Genomic DNA, 19,814 nt, shown 5'->3' with positions numbered 1-19,814 from the left:
AAATTCAGGGTGACGACGCTGAATATTAATTAGAACTTAAACTACAAACTAGCGTCATGCTGAACTCGTTTCTGCATCTCACATCTAACTCAGATAAAACTTTACAAACCAAAAAAGGAGCCTTAACAGCCCCTTTTTTTATACTCTATATTGAAAAACTTCGACTTAAACGTTCAACATTTTCCAAAGTTTATCTTTCAATTCTGTAATTCCTTGTTGTGCAACCGATGAAATAAAGATATATTCTACACCTAGATTTTTATCAAGTTCCATGCGTAATTCTGCTTGTAACTCGTCATCCAGCATATCGCATTTAGATATAGCAACCAAACGGTCTTTATCTAACATCTCAGGATTATAACGTCTTAATTCATCTAACAAAATTTCATATTGCTTCGTAATATCTTCAGCATCTGCAGGAATTAAAAACAGTAACGTCGAGTTACGTTCTATATGTCTTAAGAAATAATATCCTAGTCCTTTTCCTTCAGCAGCACCTTCAATAATACCTGGAATATCGGCCATTACAAAAGTTTGGAAATCGCGATATTCAACAATTCCTAAATTAGGTTTTAAAGTCGTAAACTCATAATCTGCAATTTTTGGTTTTGCCGACGTAATTACAGACAATAGCGTTGATTTCCCAGCATTAGGGAATCCAACTAAACCAACATCTGCAAGCAATTTTAACTCTAGAGTTACATACTTTTCTTCTAAAGGCATACCCGGTTGCGCATAACGCGGGGTTTGGTTTGTGGAACTTTTAAAATGCCAGTTTCCACGACCTCCCATTCCACCTCGACTAACAATACGCTCTTCTCCGTTTTCTGTAATTTCGAAAAGCACATCATTGGTTTCGGTATCACGAATCACCGTTCCTAATGGCACATCTAAATACACATCTTCACCATCGGCACCGGAACTACGTCCGCTACTTCCATGTCCTCCGTGACCAGCACGTAAATGACGTTTAAATTTTAAGTGAAAAAGTGTCCATAAATTATCGTTACCTCTAATAATAACATGACCTCCACGACCACCATCTCCCCCATCGGGACCTCCTTTTGTGATATACTTCTCACGATGTAAATGCGTAGATCCTTTACCACCGTTTCCGGAGGTTAATTGGATTTTCACGTAGTCTACAAAATTTCCTTCAGTCATAATTACTTGGACTTTATAATAAAGTCTTTAAAATGTTATAAAAATATAATTGATAATACGTATCAATTATAGTGTATCGATTACTTTGCTTAAACGCACTGTAATATCTTCGATAGAACCTACACCGTCCACTCCAAAATATTTATCTTGTGCAGAATAGTAATCTTTTAATATCGCGGTTTTAGAATAGTATTCTTTAATACGGTTCGCGATAATAGACTCGTCGGCATCGTCTGAACGCCCACTTGTTTTACCACGTTCTAATAAACGTTCTATTAATATTTTGTCTTCTACTTCTAATGCAATCATGGCATTAATTTCAGAATCCTTACTCTTCATTAATTCTTCTAAAGCGGCGGCTTGTGCATTTGTTCTTGGGAAACCATCAAAGATAAACCCGTTAGCACCTGCATTTTTTTCTACTTCAGCATTCAACATATCAATCGTTACTTTATCTGGAACCAATTCGCCTTTATCCATATAAGATTTGGCTAACATTCCTAAAGCGGTTTCATTCTTTATGTTGTAACGAAATACATCGCCCGTAGAAATATGTACTAAATTGTATTTTTCTTTTAAAAAATTTGCTTGTGTTCCTTTACCTGCACCTGGAGGTCCAAATAAGACTAAATTTGTCATATGTTGAGTTGTTTTTATTTGATATACTTCTGGTAAATTCCGACCTAATCCATCGTAATCTAAACCAAAACCAACTATAAATTTATCTGGAATTTCTATACCGACATAGTGCAGTTTAAAATCCTTTTTATAGGCTGTTGGTTTATAAAATAAGGTCGCAATAGTTAGCGATTTAACGTTTTCATTTTTAAAAATACGATGAATCTCTGCTAACGTTCGCCCTGAATCTATAATATCTTCAAGGATAACTACTGAACGTCCGCTTAAATCTTGAGTTAATCCTATTAAACGCTGAATGTCTTCTGTAGATTTTACACCTTCATAAGACGCTAATTTAATAAAAGTAACCTCGCAAGGGTTTGGATATTTCTTAACAAACTCGCTTACAATCATAAACGAACCATTTAAAACTCCTACAAAAACAGGAACTTCGTCTGCAAAATCGGCAGCCACTTGTTCTGCCATCCGAGTTATAGCATCATCTATTTGCTTTGCAGAAATAAATGGCTTAAAATATTTGTCATGAAGTTTAATCATAAAATATCCTGATTTTCGTTAATTCTTGGCAAAGATAATCAAATGAGACCTATAATCTAGTTTTAGAAAAAGGTTTCATACTATTGATTCCTTAATTTTAGAATTAATTTCATATTAAAACGTATTTTTGCTACGTCTAAAACACGAGTAAAAAAGCAATATAATGAATTATTTTTCTTCAAATTTTAAATTAGGAATTCTTGGTGGTGGTCAATTGGGTAAAATGTTACTAACTGAAACCAGAAAATTCGACATTCACACCTGTATCTTAGATCCTAGTGAAGAAGCGCCTTGTAAAGTAGGTAGTAACGAATTTCAAATTGGTGATTTAATGGATTACGAGGCCGTTTATAACTTTGGAAAACAAGTGGATGTCTTAACCATTGAAATTGAAAACGTAAACGTTAATGCGCTTGAAGATTTAGAAAAAGAAGGCGTACAGGTATACCCTTCTTCTAAAACATTACGTACCATTCAGAATAAAGCCACTCAGAAATTATTTTACGTAGATCATAATTTACCAACTGCACCATTTTCTCGCTTTGCTTACACCGTTGAAATTGAAGATGCCATTTCTAACGGCGGATTAGACTATCCGTTTGTGTGGAAAAGCGCCCAATTTGGATATGATGGCACAGGCGTAAAAATTGTTCGTGAATTAAAAGACCTTGAACATTTACCAAATGTAGAGTGTATTACCGAAAAACTGATTCCGTTTAAAAACGAATTAGCAGTTATCGTGGCGAGAAATCCATCGGGAGAAATTAAAACCTACCCTGTGGTAGAAATGGAATTTCATCCGGAAGCCAACCAAGTAGAGTATGTAATTTGTCCTGCTCGAATTAGTGAAGCTGTTGCTAAAAAAGCAACCGAAGTAGCCTTAAAAGCTGCACATGCTTTTAATCACGTCGGGTTATTGGCTGTAGAAATGTTTCAGACAGAAGAGGACGATATTATTATTAATGAAGTCGCTCCTAGACCACACAATTCTGGGCATCAAACTATAGAAGCAAGTTATACCTCTCAATTCGAACAACACGTTAGAGCCGTTTTAGATTTACCTTTAGGAAATACAGCGAATAAATTAAATGGAATTATGGTAAATTTAGTCGGCGCCGAAGGACACGCAGGCGATGTGGTCTATAAAAACATCGAAAACATTATGGCTATGGACGGTGTAACACCACATATTTATGGTAAAAAACAAACCCGTCCGTTTAGAAAAATGGGACATGTTACTATTGTAAATGAAGATATTGCTGAGGCACGAAAAATTGCCGAAAACGTAAAAAACAGCATTCAAGTTATCACCGAATAAATAAAAACAAAGCATTAATTTTTAATGCAAAATACAATATATTATGAGTAAAGTAGGCGTTATTATGGGAAGTAAAAGTGACCTTCCTGTTATGCAAGATGCAATAGACATTTTAAAAACATTCGACATAGAAGTTGAAGTAGATATCGTTTCGGCACACCGTACCCCAGAAAAATTATTCGATTACGGAAAAAATGCACACACACGTGGCATACAAGTTATTGTTGCTGGAGCAGGAGGCGCTGCGCACTTACCAGGAATGGTTGCTTCGTTATCTCCATTACCAATTATTGGTGTTCCTGTAAAAAGTAGTAATTCTATAGATGGTTGGGATTCTGTTTTATCTATTTTACAAATGCCAGGCGGTGTCCCTGTAGCAACAGTAGCCCTTAACGGCGCTAAAAATGCAGGAATATTAGCCGCTCAAATTATTGGAAGTTCGAATGCAGAAGTGCTCGAAAAAATTATAAAATATAAAGAAGGTTTAAAGCAAGCTGTATTAGACACTGCTAAAAACTTATAAACACAAAAAAAGCCTCTATAAATAGAGGCTTTTTATCGCTATTAATCAATAAATTTTTTCAGAGTAACCAGCTCTTTTATGAAAAAAATCTTTGCAAATGTATGATAATTTCTTACTCATACAGCGCTTTAATACATTTTTTAACATTTATTTACGAAAAACAGCTCAAAAAATGAATATTCTCTTAAAACCTTTTCAAACGCCATTTAGCACAGCACCGTTTTCCAAGATAAAAAACGAAGACTTTTTACCTGCAATTACAACTTTAATTGAAGACACTAAAGCTGAAATAAATGCCATAACTTCTAATCCTGAAGTCCCTACATATAAAAACACCATTGAAGCTTTAGAATTTTCCGGTGCACAATTAGATCGCGTCACCAGTATTTTCTTTAACTTAAATTCTGCAGAAACAAATGACGACATTCAGAAAATAGCACAAGAAGTATCACCACTCTTATCAGAATTTGGAAATGATATTACTTTAAACGAAGCACTTTTTAAACGTGTAAAAGCCGTTTACGAGAGTCGAGAATCGTTACATTTAAATGCCGAACAAATGATGCTTTTAGAAAAACAGTATAAAAGTTTTTCTAGAAACGGAGCTAATTTAGCCGAAGATAAAAAGCAAACTCTTCGTGCTATAGATAAAGACTTAAGTAAATTAAGTTTAAGTTTTGGTGAAAATGTATTGGCCGAAACCAATGCTTTTGAAATGCATATTACCGATGAAAACGATTTAAGCGGACTTCCAGAAGGTGCAAAAGAAGCGGCGAAACAATTGGCCGAGTCTAAAGACAAAGATGGATGGATTATTAATTTGGATTATCCAAGTTACATTCCGTTTATGACCTATGCAGATAATCGAGAGTTAAGAAAAAAACTGGCTATTGCCTTTGGAAAAAGAGGCTTTGGAAATAACAAATTCGATAACCAAGACATAGTTTTAAACATTGTTAAAAAACGTTTTGAACGTGCAAACCTATTAGGTTATAAAACACATGCGAACTTTGTACTAGAAGAACGTATGGCTAAAACACCAGAAAATGTTTCAGAGTTTTTAAACGAATTATTAGATAAAGCAAAACCCGCGGCTATAAATGAACTTAAAAACTTAGAAGATTTTGCTAAGGAATTAGATAATATAGACCGTCTTGAAAAATGGGATTCTGGATATTATGCAGAAAAATTAAAACAGAAGTTATTCGATTTAGACGATGAAAAATTAAAACCGTATTTCCAATTAGAAAACGTAACCCAAGGAGCGTTTAAAATTGCCGAAAAATTATATGGTTTACATTTTGAAGAAGTAGACACTATAGATAAGTATCACGAAGAAGTGTCGACTTATAAAGTTACCAACGATAAAGGAGATTTAGTATCTATTTTCTACGCCGATTTCTTTCCAAGAGCAGGAAAACGTAATGGCGCATGGATGACGGTTTACAAATCTCAATACATTAAAAACAACGAAAATAGTCGTCCGCATATTTCTATAGTGTGCAACTTTACCAAACCTACAAAAAGTAAACCGTCTCTATTAACATTTAATGAGGTCACCACTTTATTCCATGAGTTTGGGCACGCATTACACGGCATGTTGGCGAATACCACCTACCCTAGCCTATCCGGAACCAGTGTATTTTGGGATTTCGTAGAATTACCAAGTCAGGTCATGGAGAACTGGTGTTTCGAAAAAGAAGCATTAGAATTATTCGCGACACATTATAAAACAGGCGAGGTTATTCCTATGGCATTGGTTTCTAAAATAAAGGAATCTGCTACATTTAATGAAGGCATGCAAACCTTACGTCAGCTTAGTTTCGGATTATTAGATATGAGTTGGCACGGACAAGACCCTTCAGCAATAGACAATGTAAAAACTCATGAATTGGAGGCATTCGAAAACACAAAATTATATCCGGATGTTGCAGAAAACTGTATGAGCACAGCGTTTTCTCATATTTTCCAAGGAGGGTACTCTGCAGGATATTACAGTTACAAATGGGCAGAAGTTTTAGATGCAGATGCTTTTGAATATTTTAAAGAAGAAGGAATATTCAATACAGATGTCGCTAACAGATTTAAAGACAATGTGCTTTCGCAAGGTGGTACTGTAGACCCTATGGTTTTATACAAGCGCTTTAGAGGTAAAGAACCGCAACCCGAAGCTTTATTAAGACGTGCTGGATTAATTAACAAATAATTACACCCTTTTACATTTTAGTGTAAACCTTATAATTAACTAGCTACATATTATAAACGCAAGAGCCAAGAATATATATGCATTATATAAATTCTTGGCTCTTATATTTATAAACCCTATTAAATAATATAAAACGACTCTCCTTCCTTTTACATACAAACCTCTGACAAATAGCTGTTTTTAATCGATTAACTTAAATAATTTAATAAAATTATCATGAATTTTATTAAATTAGATAAACACACGAAGAAAAACACTGCTATGCTCGCAAAAAAAAGAACCTTTCAATACGTCATAAATTTTGCCTTCACATTACTCGCTCTAAGCTTATTTGCTCAAGAAAAGTCTAATTCCGATTTAGCTTCAGACAATCCAGAATATTTCAATACCTACGCACAAGAAAAATTCTTCTTACATACAAATAAAACCATGTATTTCTCCGGAGAAAAAATATGGTGGCAAGCTTACGTGGTTAGCGATTTTAGTAATAAACCCATGTTGGAAACCGTAAACCTACATATTGCCCTTTACGATTCTAACAAAATGCTTTTGCAGAAAACCATGTTTTATTCTAATGATGGTATTGCTTATGGCGATTTAAAACTTTCTGAATCTCTAAATTCTGGAACTTATTATTTAAGTGTAGATACCCAATGGAACAAAAATTTTAAATCCAAATACATCAGAGAACTACAAATTATTAATATAAAACCGGAAGGTGTTCAAGAAAACACGTCATCAGTTAATGAACTGACTAGTGAAATCGGTGACTTAAATATTGACTTTTATCCCGAGAGTGGTACGATTTTAAATGGTATAAAAAATACTATAAACTTTAAACTAAACAGTGACGCCCTGAGTCTTCATGAAGCCTTGCCTGTTTTTATTATAGATAATACGTCAGGTCAAGCCATTGCAAGATCGTCCACAAATCATTTAGGATTAGGTTCTGTGAGTTTTGTTTACCAGCCAAAACACAGCTACACCGCCCAAGTAAATTACAAAAACAAAGCTGTTAAGTTCGATCTTCCCTCTGCGAATACCTCAGGAATTATCATACAAGAGCATGATGATCTGCAAAGTTCTGATGAAGAAGCTGGATTTACCATACATTTTTCTAAAGATTTGCTATCTAAATATCATAACGACACGTTTTTTGCCATAATACACCGAAACCAAAAAGCACGTTATGTGTTACCCGTTGTCATTAACAAAAAATATACTAAATACAAATTACCTTTTTCGGAAGATCATTTTTTTAATGGTGTAAATACGCTTAGTATTTTTAATCAAAACAATCAACCTGTAGCAGAGCGCCATTTTTTTAACAAAACCAAACAAGACCTTGAAATAACTATTTTACCTCAAGCGGTGGTAGGCGACAGCATGGAACTCGCTGTAAAAATGCCTAAAAGTATCGGGCCTGCACGTCTAAGTATTGCCATTGTACCTGAAGAAAGCAAATTAAATAAGAATAATAAAAATATTAGCGAATCCCTTTTGCTAGAACCATACTTAGATGTTGTTCCTACATTATTTAATACAGACACATTAAGTAAGCAGACTCTTGATTTGATTACGCAAATTTATGCCACTAAAACAACTCGAAATCCTTTTAAATCTGCTGAACCACTTTTTCAACCTGAAACCGGTATTAAAATAGCGGGTTCTGTAAATGCTAATTTAATAGCAAACGAAAGCTATAAAGTCATGTTAACCTCTACCACTAATTCAATTTTACAAGTCGTAGACCTCCAACAGGATAATAAGTTCGTGTTCGACAATTTAGTGATGCAAAAAGATTCCAAGTATAACCTAGCTTTAATTGATAAAACAGGAAGCATTCAAAAAGCTCGCTTCTTTGTGTACAATACCCAAATAAATTATAAAGAAGATATTGTTTTAAATTATAATTCTAATACACCTCGAATTCTAAAAAGCAATGACGAAAATTTTTATCATCTGCAAAAACCATTATTTCTTAAAGATGCAGAACAATTAGAAGAAGTTAAACTTTATGGTAAAGAAAATAAACAACCAAAGTTTGTAGATTTACACCCCAATAAGCCACATACCCTAGGCGCTGGATTTACAAAACAATATATTATTGAGGAACAAGATAAACGCCTTTCGACCCTTGTAGACTTCCTAAACAGACAAGCTGGTATATCAGCTTCTGTAATTAACGCATCCGTTATTGTAAATTCAACAAGAGGTTCTAACTCTTTTTCTGGTGGATATGCTACTCAAGTTGATAGTACTGGAAATGCACCTTCACCAAAAATGCTACTTATATTTGATGGTCAGCCCATGATAGACCATGATGTTCTATACGGATTAAGAATGAGTCAGGTGGAAAATGTTAGTTTTAACAGTCAGGGAGCCGGATATGGTTTTAGAGGAACCGATGGCGTACTACATGTAAATACTAAAAAGGGAGGAAGCTCAGATAGCATTGTCCCTCCCCTTTATCAAGAAAGCACTTTAGATATAGGATTTACTGCAGCTAACCAAATGTATTCTAATTTCCCCATGCAATTTATTAGTACGCAATCCAAGATATATTACGAGGCTTTAGACTGGAAACCTAATGTACTTTTAGCACCGAACCGAGAAACTATTTTAAAAATTCACAAAGGTCAACACAAGAACATTCTATTGACCGTTAATGGTATGAATCAGGAAGGCGCATTGATTTACAAACAAGAAACTATTAATCTTACTGAAAAATTGTGATTTGTAACAAAAGAACAAGGTCAATATCATAGTAAATTTCATTTTAATTTTTAAAACCTTATAAAAACTTTAATATTTTAATAAAATAGATTTCCTATTTTTGATGAGTTAAACCGACATTTCACTTTATGCCAGAACACAAGATTGATGCAACCAAATGGATAGATTCATACTCCGACTATCTATACAACTACACTATTTCTAGAGTTAGTGATGCTGAAATTGCTAAAGATTTGGTTCAGGACACATTTTTTGCAGGTTTAAAATCCATGAAAAACTTTAAAGGTGAAGCCAGTGAACGCACCTGGTTAATTTCTATTCTAAAACGAAAAATAATCGATCATTACCGGAAAATAAACTCTAAAAAAGGTAAAGCTGAAGTCCGCATGTCCTATACTACAGAAAGCGAAGACGAAGGCGATTGGTTAGAAGAACGCGTTGCCGACAATTCTTATATGAACGCCGAAGACGTCTTAGAAAACACAGAACTTAGCGAAGCCATTTATAATTGTTTAGGTAAATTACCAACTAAACAAGCCCAAGTTTTCAAGATGAAAACTATAGAGAATTTTGACACAGATATTATTTGTAATGAATTAAATATTACTCCGTCTAATTTATGGGTTATAATACATAGGGCGCGAACATCTCTTTCAAGCTGTCTAGAAAAAAACTGGTATTAATTATGAGTAAATTATTTTTGTCATGCGACGAAGCTTCTCACATCTGTGACAAGTTTCAATACAACGAGTCTACCTTTTTGGAGCGCTTGAAGTTTAAAATGCATATTGTTTTCTGTACGCTGTGCAAAAAACACATGTTTACCAACATGAAATTAACGGAGTCGATAAAGCAATCAAACATTAAATGTTTAGATGCAAAATCGAAATCGGAAATGAAGAAATGTTTTGAAAAAGAACTTGAAAAGCAAAATGCTAAAGGGTAAGCAATAGCTCTAATCCCAACCAAACTATTGGAATCCCCTCGACCCAAAACGATGTATACACGTCATTTCTGGATTCCGTTGAAAAATATATAAACAGAATTAAAATTAAAGCAACTGTAAGTTGAATTAAAATAAAACTCCCAACTAATTCTGTTTTAAACAATTCTAAAAAGAAAAAAATTAACGACAACACAACGCCTAATTTTTTAGTCCGTTGCACTCCAATTTTCTGAGGAATTGTTCCTAACTTCAGACTATCGTATTTTAAATCTCGAAGCTCGAAAGGCAACATTAAAGCGATTATAAATATAAACCGTTGCATACAAGTTAGAACCACATCTAAATCGAAGGTATAGTGTTCGTTAATTAAGGGTAATAATACAGTTACACCTGCCCAAACCAATCCAATTACATAAACTTTTAAGCCACTTATACTTCTTAAGTTCTGATGTTTATCTACGAAAAACCGACGAGGTAAAAACGGGATGGCATACATAAATGTAACCACTCCAAAACCAGATAATATTAAGATGGTATTAAGCTCTAGTTGTAATGCAAAATAGCTCATTAACATAAAACTAACGAACGTAAAAAGCAAAATAGCACGCAACCAGCTGGCCATGGCTCTACGATGATTTTTCGCTAATCCAAAATACTTCACAAAATTGTAACCTGTAATACTCGCAAAAAATATAAAATATAACACGTTCTCATCGAAAGGTAATTCGAATTTTAACAGTGTAATCCACGCTAGCGAAAACACAGATAAAGCAACATGAATACTTGCGTTTAGATAAAATTTAAAGAGCTTTTGGAATATCGTCATGCCACAAAAATAGATAATCCAAAATTAACAGCAATCTTTAACAAAATTCTTAAGAAAATCATATAGCCAAACACCCTAAATTCCTTACTTTTGCGCCACAAAACACAATTATAATTCGATGAATACAAATGCTTTCTCATTGCGTCATATTGGTCCTAGAGATGCGGACCAACAGCAAATGTTACAAACTATAGGTGTAGACAGTTTAGACCAACTTATATACGAAACTATTCCTGATGGTATCCGTTTAAAAAAGCCTCTTAATTTAGATGCACCAATGACCGAGTATGAGTACTTAACTCACATTCACGAATTATCAAAACAAAATCATATTTTCAAATCGTATATCGGTTTAGGGTATCACCCAACTATTCTTCCTGCAGTTATTCAGCGTAACGTTCTAGAAAACCCGGGTTGGTACACAGCATATACGCCTTACCAAGCAGAAATTGCACAAGGACGTTTAGAGGCGTTGTTAAATTTCCAAACCATGATTACCGATCTTACGGGAATGGAAATAGCAAATGCATCTCTTTTAGATGAAAGTACTGCCGTTGCCGAAGCTATGAGCTTACTATTTGCTGTAAGAAGTCGTGATCAGAAGAAAAAAGGAATTAATAAATTCTTTGTTTCCGATGCTATTTTACCTCAAAGTTTAGCTTTGTTACAAAGCCGTTCTAATCCGATTGGTATTGAACTAGTTATTGGAGATGAAACAACATTCGATTTTTCTTCAGAATTCTTTGGTGCTGTTCTTCAATATCCAGGAAAAGATGGATTGGTAAGTGATATTAAAACATTCATTGAAAAAGCAAATGAAGCTGATATTAAAGTGGCTGTTGCTGCTGACATTTTAAGTTTAGTAAAACTTGAAGCTCCTGGTAAATTTGGAGCAGATGTTGTTGTAGGAACCACGCAACGTTTCGGAATCCCAATGGGTTATGGAGGTCCTCACGCCGCATATTTCGCAACCAAAGAAGCTTACAAACGAGATCTTCCTGGTCGTATTATTGGGGTGACTAAAGATATGAATGGAAACCGTGCATTACGTATGGCTTTACAAACACGCGAACAACACATCAAACGTGATAAAGCAACATCTAACATATGTACCGCACAAGTTTTACTTGCCGTTATGGCAGGAATGTACGCGGTATATCACGGACCAAAAGGATTACAATTTATAGCTAATTCTGTTCACGATAAAGCATCTGCATTATCAGAAGCTTTAAAGTCTATCGGATTTAAACAAAAGAACGACACCTTTTTCGATACTTTAAATATCGAGGCAGATGCAGCCGAAATTAAACCGCTTGCCGAAGCTAAAATTATTAACTTCTACTATCCGCATGCAGACTCGGTTACTATTTCTATAAATGAAACAACCTCGCTTTCAGATATCAATGATATTATTGCTGTTTTCGCTTCATCAATAAAAGTAGAACCTATTGTTTTGGACGCTATTTCTGAATCCAATAACATTAACAAAAACCTACAACGTACAACCGAATTTTTAACTTCGGATGTATTTAATACGCACCATTCAGAAACTGAATTAATGCGTTATATAAAAATGTTAGAGCGTAAAGATTTATCATTAAATCACTCGATGATTTCTTTAGGGTCTTGTACAATGAAACTAAATGCTGCTGCAGAAATGTTGCCTTTAAGTTATGCGAAATGGGGAACTATTCACCCATTTGCACCTATCGAACAAGCAAAAGGTTATCAAACGGTATTAAAAGAGTTAGAAGCTCAATTAACAGAGATTACAGGTTTCGCAGCAACATCTTTACAACCTAATTCAGGTGCACAAGGAGAATATGCCGGTTTAATGGTAATTAGAGCCTATCACGAATCTCGCGAAGAAAGTCATAGAAATATTTGTTTAATCCCGTCGTCTGCACATGGTACTAACCCTGCAAGTGCTGTTATGGCAGGAATGAAAGTTGTAGTCACAAAATCGACTGCAGAAGGAAATATTGATGTTGACGATTTACGCGAAAAAGCAGAATTGCATAAAGATAACTTATCGTGTTTAATGGTAACGTACCCATCTACTCATGGTGTTTATGAATCTGCAATTAAAGAAGTGACTCAGATTATTCACGATAACGGCGGACAAGTATATATGGATGGTGCAAATATGAATGCTCAGGTAGGATTAACAAATCCTGGAAATATCGGAGCAGACGTTTGTCACCTTAACCTGCACAAAACCTTTGCAATTCCTCACGGAGGTGGAGGACCTGGTGTAGGACCAATTTGTGTTGCCAAGCAATTGGTTCCATTTTTACCAGGAAACCCAATTATAAAAACTGGAGGCGAGAAAGCTATTAAATCTATTTCGGCAGCACCTTACGGTTCTTCTTTAGTATGTTTAATCTCTTACGGATACATTAAAATGTTAGGTGCAAAAGGATTGGAAGATTCTACTAAAGCAGCCATTTTAAACGCGAATTATATTAAAAGCCGTTTACAAGGTCATTTTGATACGTTATATTCTGGAGAATGCGGACGTGCAGCCCACGAAATGATTGTAGACTGCAGACCGTTTAAAGAGCATGGAATTGAAGTTACAGATATTGCTAAGCGTTTAATAGATTACGGATTCCACGCACCTACAGTTTCTTTCCCAGTTGCAGGAACGTTAATGATTGAACCTACAGAAAGTGAAAGCAAACAAGAAATGGATCGCTTCTGTGATTCACTAATTTCTATTAGAAAAGAAATTGATGAAGCCACTAAAGACGAATCTAATAATGTCCTTAAAAATGCGCCACATACTTTAGAAATGTTAACCGCCAACACTTGGGACCTTCCATATACCAGAGACATTGCGGCCTACCCTATAGAACATGTACGCACTAATAAATTTTGGCCATCTGTACGTCGTGTAGATGATGCTTTTGGTGATAGAAATTTGATTTGTACATGTGCGCCTATAGAGGATTATATGTAATAAAATAACGATTTGGACATCGTAAATTATCTCTAAAATAAGATTGCCTTTTTAGCAAATGTCAGTATCTTCATAGATATAAAACATGCTGTAAAGGCAATCTTTTTTTAATGAACATAAAAATCACAGGAACAGGAAGTTACATACCTTCTCTTGTTCAAAAAAACGACAGTTTTCTTAATCATTCTTTCCTAAATAACGATGGAACTCCCTTCGAAAATGACAATGCTGTCATAATTGAGAAATTTAAATCCATTACTGGTATTTCTGAACGTCGTTATGTCAAGGAAGAATACACTTCATCAGACATTGGTTTTTTTGCTGCTCAGAAGGCAATTGATAACGCCAATATAGATCCAGAGACTATAGATTACATTATTTTCGCTCACAATTTTGGAGACATCAAGTTTGGAACCATCCAAAGTGATATGTTACCAAGTTTAAGCGTACGCGTTAAAAACAAACTTCGCATTAAAAATCCGAAATGCGTGGCTTACGACTTACTGTTTGGTTGTCCAGGATGGATTGAAGGCGTTGTGCAAGCGCAAGCATTTATTAAAGCAGGTATCGCTAAGCGTTGTCTAGTAATAGGCTCTGAAACGCTTTCCAGAGTGGTAGATAAGCACGATCGTGATGCCATGATTTTTTCTGATGGTGCCGGTGCATGTATTTTGGAAAAAACAGATGAAGCTGGCGGTATCTTATCTCACATTACCGAAAGTTATACCCTCGATAATGCGTTTCACCTAACCTCTGGAAAATCTTTTAATCCTGACTTAGATCCGGATACGAAGTACATAAAAATGGATGGTCGTAAAATTTATGAATTTGCATTATCCCATGTTCCAGCAGCGATGAAAGCTTGTTTAGACGAAAGTGGTGTAGACATACACGATGTTAAAAAGATTTTTATTCATCAGGCCAATGAAAAAATGGACGATGCTATTTTAAAACGTTTTTACCGTCAGTTTAAAATGCCTATTCCAGATAATGTTATGCCAATGACTATTGGTAACTTAGGTAACAGCTCTGTTGCTACCGTCCCTACGCTTTTCGATATGGTTAGACACAATAAATTAGAAAATCATAGTCTTAACAAGGGTGATGTTATTATATTTGCCAGCGTTGGTGCAGGAATGCACATTAATGCCATAGTTTACAAATATTAAATAGCACCGCAGAAGCGGAATAAGAATAGTATGTACGAAAGCCATTTTCCACATAAGCGTTATAAGAACACCATTGAATTCTTAGAGAAGCACGTTCCAAAAGCGTCGAGTATGTTAGATTTAGGTGTAGTGAATCCGTTTACTAAAGTCATGGAAGACCATGGGTTTAAAGTTGAAAATACAACCGGTGAAGATTTAGATCTTGACACCTCAGCATTAACACATTCTAATGCCGATGTGGTTACCGCTTTCGAGATTTTCGAACACTTACTTTCGCCTTTTACGGTTTTAAAAGCTATTAAAGCCGATAAGTTAGTTGCCAGTGTCCCTCTTAAATTATGGTTTGCAGAAGCGTATAGAAGTAAAACCGATATGCGGGATAGGCATTACCACGAATTTGAGGATTGGCAGTTCGATTGGTTACTAGAAAAAGCTGGCTGGGAAATAAAAGCACGTCATAAATGGACAAACCCAACAAATAAAATTGGTATCCGTCCTATTCTTAGGCGTTTTACGCCGCGCTACTATATTGTTTATGCTGAACGGATTTCAAAGTAAAATCTGCTTTTTATAAAAATAGCTATCGTAATCTTTGCGATATAAGATTTAAATATTGAATTTCATAGCATGAATTTTTACATTGTCATTCCCGCACATAATGAAGATGATTCTATAGGTCGTACTTTAGAATCGTTAGCAAAACAAACCCTGTTGCCAAAACAATTGGTTATTGTTAATGACCATTCTACAGACAACACCCAAGCTATCGTAGAATCTTACATTGAAAAACATTCATGGATTTCTATTGTGAACGTACAATCGTCCGAAAAACATTTACCAGGTTCTAAAATTATAAATGCCTTTTACAAAGGATTAGATACGCTAGATGAGAATTATGACATCATGTGTAAGTTCGATGCCGATTTAATCTTCCCTGAAAACTATTTAGAAACGATTTCTAGTCATTTTAAAACCAATCCAACATTGGGTATGGTTGCTGGATTTTGCTACATTAAAAAGGATGAAGATTGGATTTTAGAAGATTTAACTAACAAAGACCATATTCGCGGAGCTCTTAAGGCTTACCGAAAACAATGCTTTTTAGATATTGGAAAATTAAAGCCTGCCATGGGTTGGGATACCATTGATGAATTATTAGCAAAGTTTAATCATTGGGAAATTCTTACCGATGAATCACTGCACGTAAAACACCTAAAACCTACTGGCGCAAGTTATAATAAAGCTTCAAAATATATGCAAGGTGAAGCCATGTACAAAATGCGTTATGGCTTTTCTATCACCGCTATTTCTGCTTTGAAACTAGCCATGAAGAAAAAGAATCTCTCTCTTTTTAACGATTATATGTCTGGCTATTTTAAAGCTAAAAACGAAAATATAGAACCTTTAGTGACTCCAGAACAAGGCGAATTTATAAGAAAGTTACGTTGGAAAGGGATGCTGAAGAAATTTGGGTTTTAGTTAGTGGTTAGTGGTTAGTGGTTAGTGGTTAGTGGTTAGTGGTTAGTGGTTAGTGGTTAGTGGTTAGTGAAAAAAAATAAATTCAGTATACATTCAAAAATTTATCGCTTCTTATTTCACGACAATCAGTTGCCGTAATATTTCCTTAATAATGAGAATCTGAAATAAATTCTAGTAGAAAACCTCAGCTAAAAGTAATAAACTATTTCGCCGTGTCATGCTGAATGCTTATCAAAGACTATGTTTATATCATACGATTTAATTTATACTACAACGTTCTATGTTTCCATGGTGTTCGAGCGGAGTCGAGAACTAAAATTTATTTATCGTATACTACATGATTCTTCACTACGCTCGAAGACCGTTATAATGATGTTTTGAATTTTATAAGATATTACAAGAACAAGAATATATCTGAAGTTTATTCTAATTATATTTAGTATCTCTATGGTGTTCGAGCGGAGTCGAGAACGCATCACACAGGTGCTATCGCACCAATTCAAAGCATAAAAAAAACACCTCAACATATACTGCTGAGGTGTTTCTAATCTATATTGAAACTCTAGATATTAGAGTAACCTATTTACTTTAAACTCGCTAAACTAGATGTAATCGTTTCAATTTTAGCTAAAGCATCTGCTTCTTTTTTACGTTCGTTAGCAATAACTTGCTCTGGTGCTCCTGCAACAAAACGTTCGTTAGACAACTTCTTTTGAACCGATTTTAAGAAACCTTCGGTGTATTTTAATTCTTCTGTTAGCTTCACAATCTCCGCTTCAACATCTATTGCGCCTTCCATAGGAATAAAATACTCGTTAGATTTTACTCGGAATGTTAAAGCGCCTTCTACTGGTTCTGTAACATAATCGATAGCTTCCAAGTTCCCTAATTTAGAGATTACAGCATCAAAAGCAGTATTCGCATTTTCGTTATTAATTACAGAGAAACCAATAGCATCTTTAAACGCAATATTTTTCTCTTTACGAACGGTTCTAATTCCAGAAATCACTTCCGAAGCAAATTCAAACTGAGCAATTAAATCTTTATTTATCGCCTTCGCTTCTGGCCATTTTGCAACGATTAATGCTTCTTCCGGCGTACGCTCAGCAATATATTGCCAAATATCTTCGGTTAAGAACGGCATAAACGGGTGAAGAATTTTTAAATTATCTTCGAAACGAGCCATTACACTATTGTACGTTGTAGCATCGATTGGTTGCTGATAAGCAGGTTTAACAATCTCTAGTAACCAGCCACAGAAATCGTCGTAAATCAATTTATAAATACTCATTAAGGCATCGCTTAAACGGTATTTACTAAAGTGGTCTTCAATTTCTACTAATGCATCTTGGAACTTCGCTTCGTACCATTCTAGAGCAATTTTACTAGACTGTGGTTGCTCAATAGTTTCACTAACTTCCCATAAATTGGTTAAGTTAAAAGCGTTCCAAATTTTATTTCCGAATCCTTTTCCTTGTTGGCAAAGGGCTTCATCGAACATTAAATCGTTTCCAGCAGCCGAACTTAAAAGCAATCCTACACGCACACCATCTGCACTATAATCATCTATAAGTTTAAGTGCGTCTGGTGAATTACCAAGAGATTTACTCATTTTACGACGTTGCTTATCGCGAACTAATCCCGTTAAGTATACGTTATTAAATGGTCTTTCGTCTTTGTACTCGTAACCCGCAATAATCATTCTAGCCACCCAGAAAAATAAAATGTCTGGACCGGTTACTAAATCGTTTGTTGGATAATAATACTTGATTTCCTCATTCTCTGGATTACTAATCCCGTCGAATACACTCATTGGCCATAACCAAGATGAGAACCAAGTATCTAAAGCATCGGTATCTTGTTTTAAGTCTTCAGCTTTTAAATCGACTTTCCCCGTTTTTTCTTGTGCTAAGGCTACTGCTTTTTCAATAGTTTCGGCTACTACAAAATCTTCTTTTCCATCTCCATAGAAATATGCAGGAATTTGTTGTCCCCATAATAACTGGCGCGAAATATTCCAATCACGGATATTTTCCATCCAGTGACGGTAGGTGTTTTCGAACTTCTTCGGGAACAATTTAATTTCGGCATCTTCACCTAAAACCGCTTCGATAGCAGGCTTCACTAAATCTTCCATTTTTAAGAACCACTGGTCGCTTAAGCGAGGTTCGATAACCGCTTTAGTACGCTCAGACGTTCCTACTTTATTTACGTGAACTTCAGTTTTCACTAAAATCCCTAGAGCAACTAATTCTTTAGCTACATTTTTTCTAGCGTCAAAACGATCTTGACCTTCAAATTGCAATCCGAAACTATTTAAAGTCGCATTCGCATTAAAGATATCAATCACTTCTAAATTGTGCTTATCTCCTAAATTCTTATCATTTTCATCGTGTGCAGGCGTTACTTTTAAACATCCTGTACCGAATTCTAAATCGACATATTCATCTTCTATAATTGGCACTACACGATTAGAAATTGGCACAATGGCTTTCTTTCCTTTTAAGTGTGTAAAACGCTCGTCGTTCGGGTTAATACAAATGGCTGTATCTCCAAAAATAGTTTCAGGACGAGTAGTTGCAATGGTTAAGGTATCGTCGCTACCTTCAATTTTATAGTTGATATAATATAAGTTCCCTTGACGTTCTTCGTGAATAACTTCTTCGTCAGACAAGGTCGTTTGTGCTTCTGGATCCCAGTTTACCATACGATAACCACGGTAAATTAATCCTTTGTTATGCAAGTCGACAAATACTTTAATTACAGCTTCCGACATATCGTCGTCCATTGTAAATTTAGTTCTATCCCAATCGCAAGAACATCCTAATTTTTTAAGTTGCTCAAGAATAACACCACCGTACTCTTCTGTCCACTCCCAAGCATGTGCTAAGAATTCGTCGCGAGTAAGGTCGTTTTTATCTATGCCTTGTTCCTTTAATTTAGCAACTACTTTGGCTTCGGTAGCAATAGAGGCGTGATCGGTTCCAGGCACCCAACATGCATTCTTACCTAACAATCGGGCACGGCGTACCAAAACATCTTGAATGGTATTGTTTAGCATGTGTCCCATATGCAACACACCAGTAACATTTGGTGGCGGAATTACAATAGTATACGGTTCTCTTTCGTCTGGTGTAGAATGAAAATAATTGTTTTTCATCCAGTAATCGTACCATTTACTTTCTACTGAATTAGCATCATATTTTGAAGGAATATCCATCGGCATAATTTTGAATCTTTGTATTGCTTAAAGCGAAAAAACACAACCTAAAATACGTCCTTAACGAGATCACTATTTAGAGTTAGTTT

The 19,814-nt window shown here is 35.2% G+C and carries 14 protein-coding genes; 10 read left to right on the top strand and 4 right to left on the bottom strand.

Translation table 11 applies throughout. The features are described from left to right. Positions 1-165: 165 nt before the first annotated feature. Together obgE and AC0UBM_RS09065 are read right to left on the bottom strand one after the other, a co-directional pair. Positions 166-1,164, bottom strand: a complete 999-nt coding sequence (gene obgE / locus AC0UBM_RS09070) for a GTPase ObgE (protein ID WP_475688408.1) — start codon at positions 1,162-1,164, stop codon at positions 166-168. A 66-nt stretch (positions 1,165-1,230) separates the two neighbouring features. Further along, on the bottom strand, positions 1,231-2,340 hold the full coding sequence (locus AC0UBM_RS09065; protein WP_414036159.1) for an adenylate kinase: 1,110 nt from the start codon (positions 2,338-2,340) through the stop codon (positions 1,231-1,233). Positions 2,341-2,503: 163 nt separating this feature from the next. Between AC0UBM_RS09065 and AC0UBM_RS09060 the strand changes: the two genes are divergently transcribed. The 6 genes from AC0UBM_RS09060 to AC0UBM_RS09035 all read left to right on the top strand — a co-directional run bounded on the left by AC0UBM_RS09060 (position 2,504) and on the right by AC0UBM_RS09035 (position 10,069). Next, on the top strand, positions 2,504-3,658 hold the full coding sequence (locus tag AC0UBM_RS09060; RefSeq protein ID WP_475688407.1) for a 5-(carboxyamino)imidazole ribonucleotide synthase: 1,155 nt from the start codon (positions 2,504-2,506) through the stop codon (positions 3,656-3,658). A gap of 43 nt (positions 3,659-3,701) precedes the next feature. Next, on the top strand, positions 3,702-4,181 hold the full coding sequence (gene purE / locus AC0UBM_RS09055; protein ID WP_475688406.1) for a 5-(carboxyamino)imidazole ribonucleotide mutase: 480 nt from the start codon (positions 3,702-3,704) through the stop codon (positions 4,179-4,181). A 172-nt stretch (positions 4,182-4,353) separates the two neighbouring features. After that, positions 4,354-6,387, top strand: a complete 2,034-nt coding sequence (locus AC0UBM_RS09050) for a M3 family metallopeptidase (protein WP_475688405.1) — start codon at positions 4,354-4,356, stop codon at positions 6,385-6,387. Between the two features lie 216 nt (positions 6,388-6,603). Then, positions 6,604-9,123: a hypothetical protein gene (locus AC0UBM_RS09045; RefSeq protein ID WP_475688404.1), complete on the top strand. Its 2,520-nt coding sequence runs from the start codon at positions 6,604-6,606 to the stop codon at positions 9,121-9,123. A gap of 128 nt (positions 9,124-9,251) precedes the next feature. Beyond that, positions 9,252-9,806: a sigma-70 family RNA polymerase sigma factor gene (locus AC0UBM_RS09040; RefSeq protein WP_475688403.1), complete on the top strand. Its 555-nt coding sequence runs from the start codon at positions 9,252-9,254 to the stop codon at positions 9,804-9,806. Between the two features lie 2 nt (positions 9,807-9,808). Continuing rightward, positions 9,809-10,069, top strand: a complete 261-nt coding sequence (locus AC0UBM_RS09035) for a glycine dehydrogenase (protein ID WP_475688402.1) — start codon at positions 9,809-9,811, stop codon at positions 10,067-10,069. On the opposite strand, the gene AC0UBM_RS09030 is transcribed toward AC0UBM_RS09035, so the two are convergent. Continuing rightward, positions 10,059-10,895 carry a UbiA prenyltransferase family protein gene (locus AC0UBM_RS09030; RefSeq protein ID WP_475688401.1) on the bottom strand — a complete coding sequence of 279 codons (837 nt, stop codon included), beginning with the start codon at positions 10,893-10,895 and terminating at the stop codon, positions 10,059-10,061. The genes AC0UBM_RS09035 and AC0UBM_RS09030 overlap by 11 nt on opposite strands. Before the next feature lie 118 nt (positions 10,896-11,013). Here AC0UBM_RS09030 and gcvP point away from each other — a divergent pair, with 118 nt between their 5' ends. From gcvP to AC0UBM_RS09010, 4 genes are all read left to right on the top strand, one after another. Beyond that, positions 11,014-13,857, top strand: a complete 2,844-nt coding sequence (gcvP, locus tag AC0UBM_RS09025) for an aminomethyl-transferring glycine dehydrogenase (RefSeq protein WP_475688400.1) — start codon at positions 11,014-11,016, stop codon at positions 13,855-13,857. Between the two features lie 110 nt (positions 13,858-13,967). After that, positions 13,968-15,026 carry a 3-oxoacyl-ACP synthase III family protein gene (locus tag AC0UBM_RS09020; protein WP_414036168.1) on the top strand — a complete coding sequence of 353 codons (1,059 nt, stop codon included), beginning with the start codon at positions 13,968-13,970 and terminating at the stop codon, positions 15,024-15,026. A gap of 30 nt (positions 15,027-15,056) precedes the next feature. Continuing rightward, positions 15,057-15,584, top strand: coding sequence for a class I SAM-dependent methyltransferase (locus AC0UBM_RS09015; RefSeq protein ID WP_475688399.1), 528 nt, complete (start codon positions 15,057-15,059; stop codon positions 15,582-15,584). A 69-nt stretch (positions 15,585-15,653) separates the two neighbouring features. Further along, positions 15,654-16,505, top strand: coding sequence for a glycosyltransferase family 2 protein (locus AC0UBM_RS09010; protein ID WP_434037695.1), 852 nt, complete (start codon positions 15,654-15,656; stop codon positions 16,503-16,505). A gap of 583 nt (positions 16,506-17,088) precedes the next feature. On the opposite strand, the gene AC0UBM_RS09005 is transcribed toward AC0UBM_RS09010, so the two are convergent. After that, entirely contained in the window at positions 17,089-19,725 is a 2,637-nt protein-coding gene (locus AC0UBM_RS09005; protein ID WP_475688398.1) for a valine--tRNA ligase, read from the bottom strand. Between the last annotated feature and the right edge of the window lie 89 nt (positions 19,726-19,814).

The sequence above is a fragment of the Formosa sp. F44 genome, from assembly GCF_056238645.1.
Note: the sequence above shows the minus strand (reverse complement) of the source record. Positions and strands in the feature narration are given on the sequence as shown.

Excerpts from the sequence above, each read along its gene's own strand:
- purE (WP_475688406.1), top strand. The coding sequence starts at position 3,702 with ATGAGTAAAGTAGGCGTTATTATGGGAAGTAAAAGTGACCTTCCTGTT.
- AC0UBM_RS09005 (WP_475688398.1), bottom strand. The coding sequence starts at position 19,725 with ATGGATATTCCTTCAAAATATGATGCTAATTCAGTAGAAAGTAAATGG.
- AC0UBM_RS09040 (WP_475688403.1), top strand. The coding sequence starts at position 9,252 with ATGCCAGAACACAAGATTGATGCAACCAAATGGATAGATTCATACTCC.
- AC0UBM_RS09015 (WP_475688399.1), top strand. The coding sequence starts at position 15,057 with ATGTACGAAAGCCATTTTCCACATAAGCGTTATAAGAACACCATTGAA.
- AC0UBM_RS09065 (WP_414036159.1), bottom strand. The coding sequence starts at position 2,340 with ATGATTAAACTTCATGACAAATATTTTAAGCCATTTATTTCTGCAAAG.
- AC0UBM_RS09050 (WP_475688405.1), top strand. The coding sequence starts at position 4,354 with ATGAATATTCTCTTAAAACCTTTTCAAACGCCATTTAGCACAGCACCG.
- AC0UBM_RS09045 (WP_475688404.1), top strand. The coding sequence starts at position 6,604 with ATGAATTTTATTAAATTAGATAAACACACGAAGAAAAACACTGCTATG.
- AC0UBM_RS09010 (WP_434037695.1), top strand. The coding sequence starts at position 15,654 with ATGAATTTTTACATTGTCATTCCCGCACATAATGAAGATGATTCTATA.
- AC0UBM_RS09060 (WP_475688407.1), top strand. The coding sequence starts at position 2,504 with ATGAATTATTTTTCTTCAAATTTTAAATTAGGAATTCTTGGTGGTGGT.
- AC0UBM_RS09030 (WP_475688401.1), bottom strand. The coding sequence starts at position 10,895 with ATGACGATATTCCAAAAGCTCTTTAAATTTTATCTAAACGCAAGTATT.
- obgE (WP_475688408.1), bottom strand. The coding sequence starts at position 1,164 with ATGACTGAAGGAAATTTTGTAGACTACGTGAAAATCCAATTAACCTCC.
- AC0UBM_RS09035 (WP_475688402.1), top strand. The coding sequence starts at position 9,809 with ATGAGTAAATTATTTTTGTCATGCGACGAAGCTTCTCACATCTGTGAC.
- gcvP (WP_475688400.1), top strand. The coding sequence starts at position 11,014 with ATGAATACAAATGCTTTCTCATTGCGTCATATTGGTCCTAGAGATGCG.
- AC0UBM_RS09020 (WP_414036168.1), top strand. The coding sequence starts at position 13,968 with ATGAACATAAAAATCACAGGAACAGGAAGTTACATACCTTCTCTTGTT.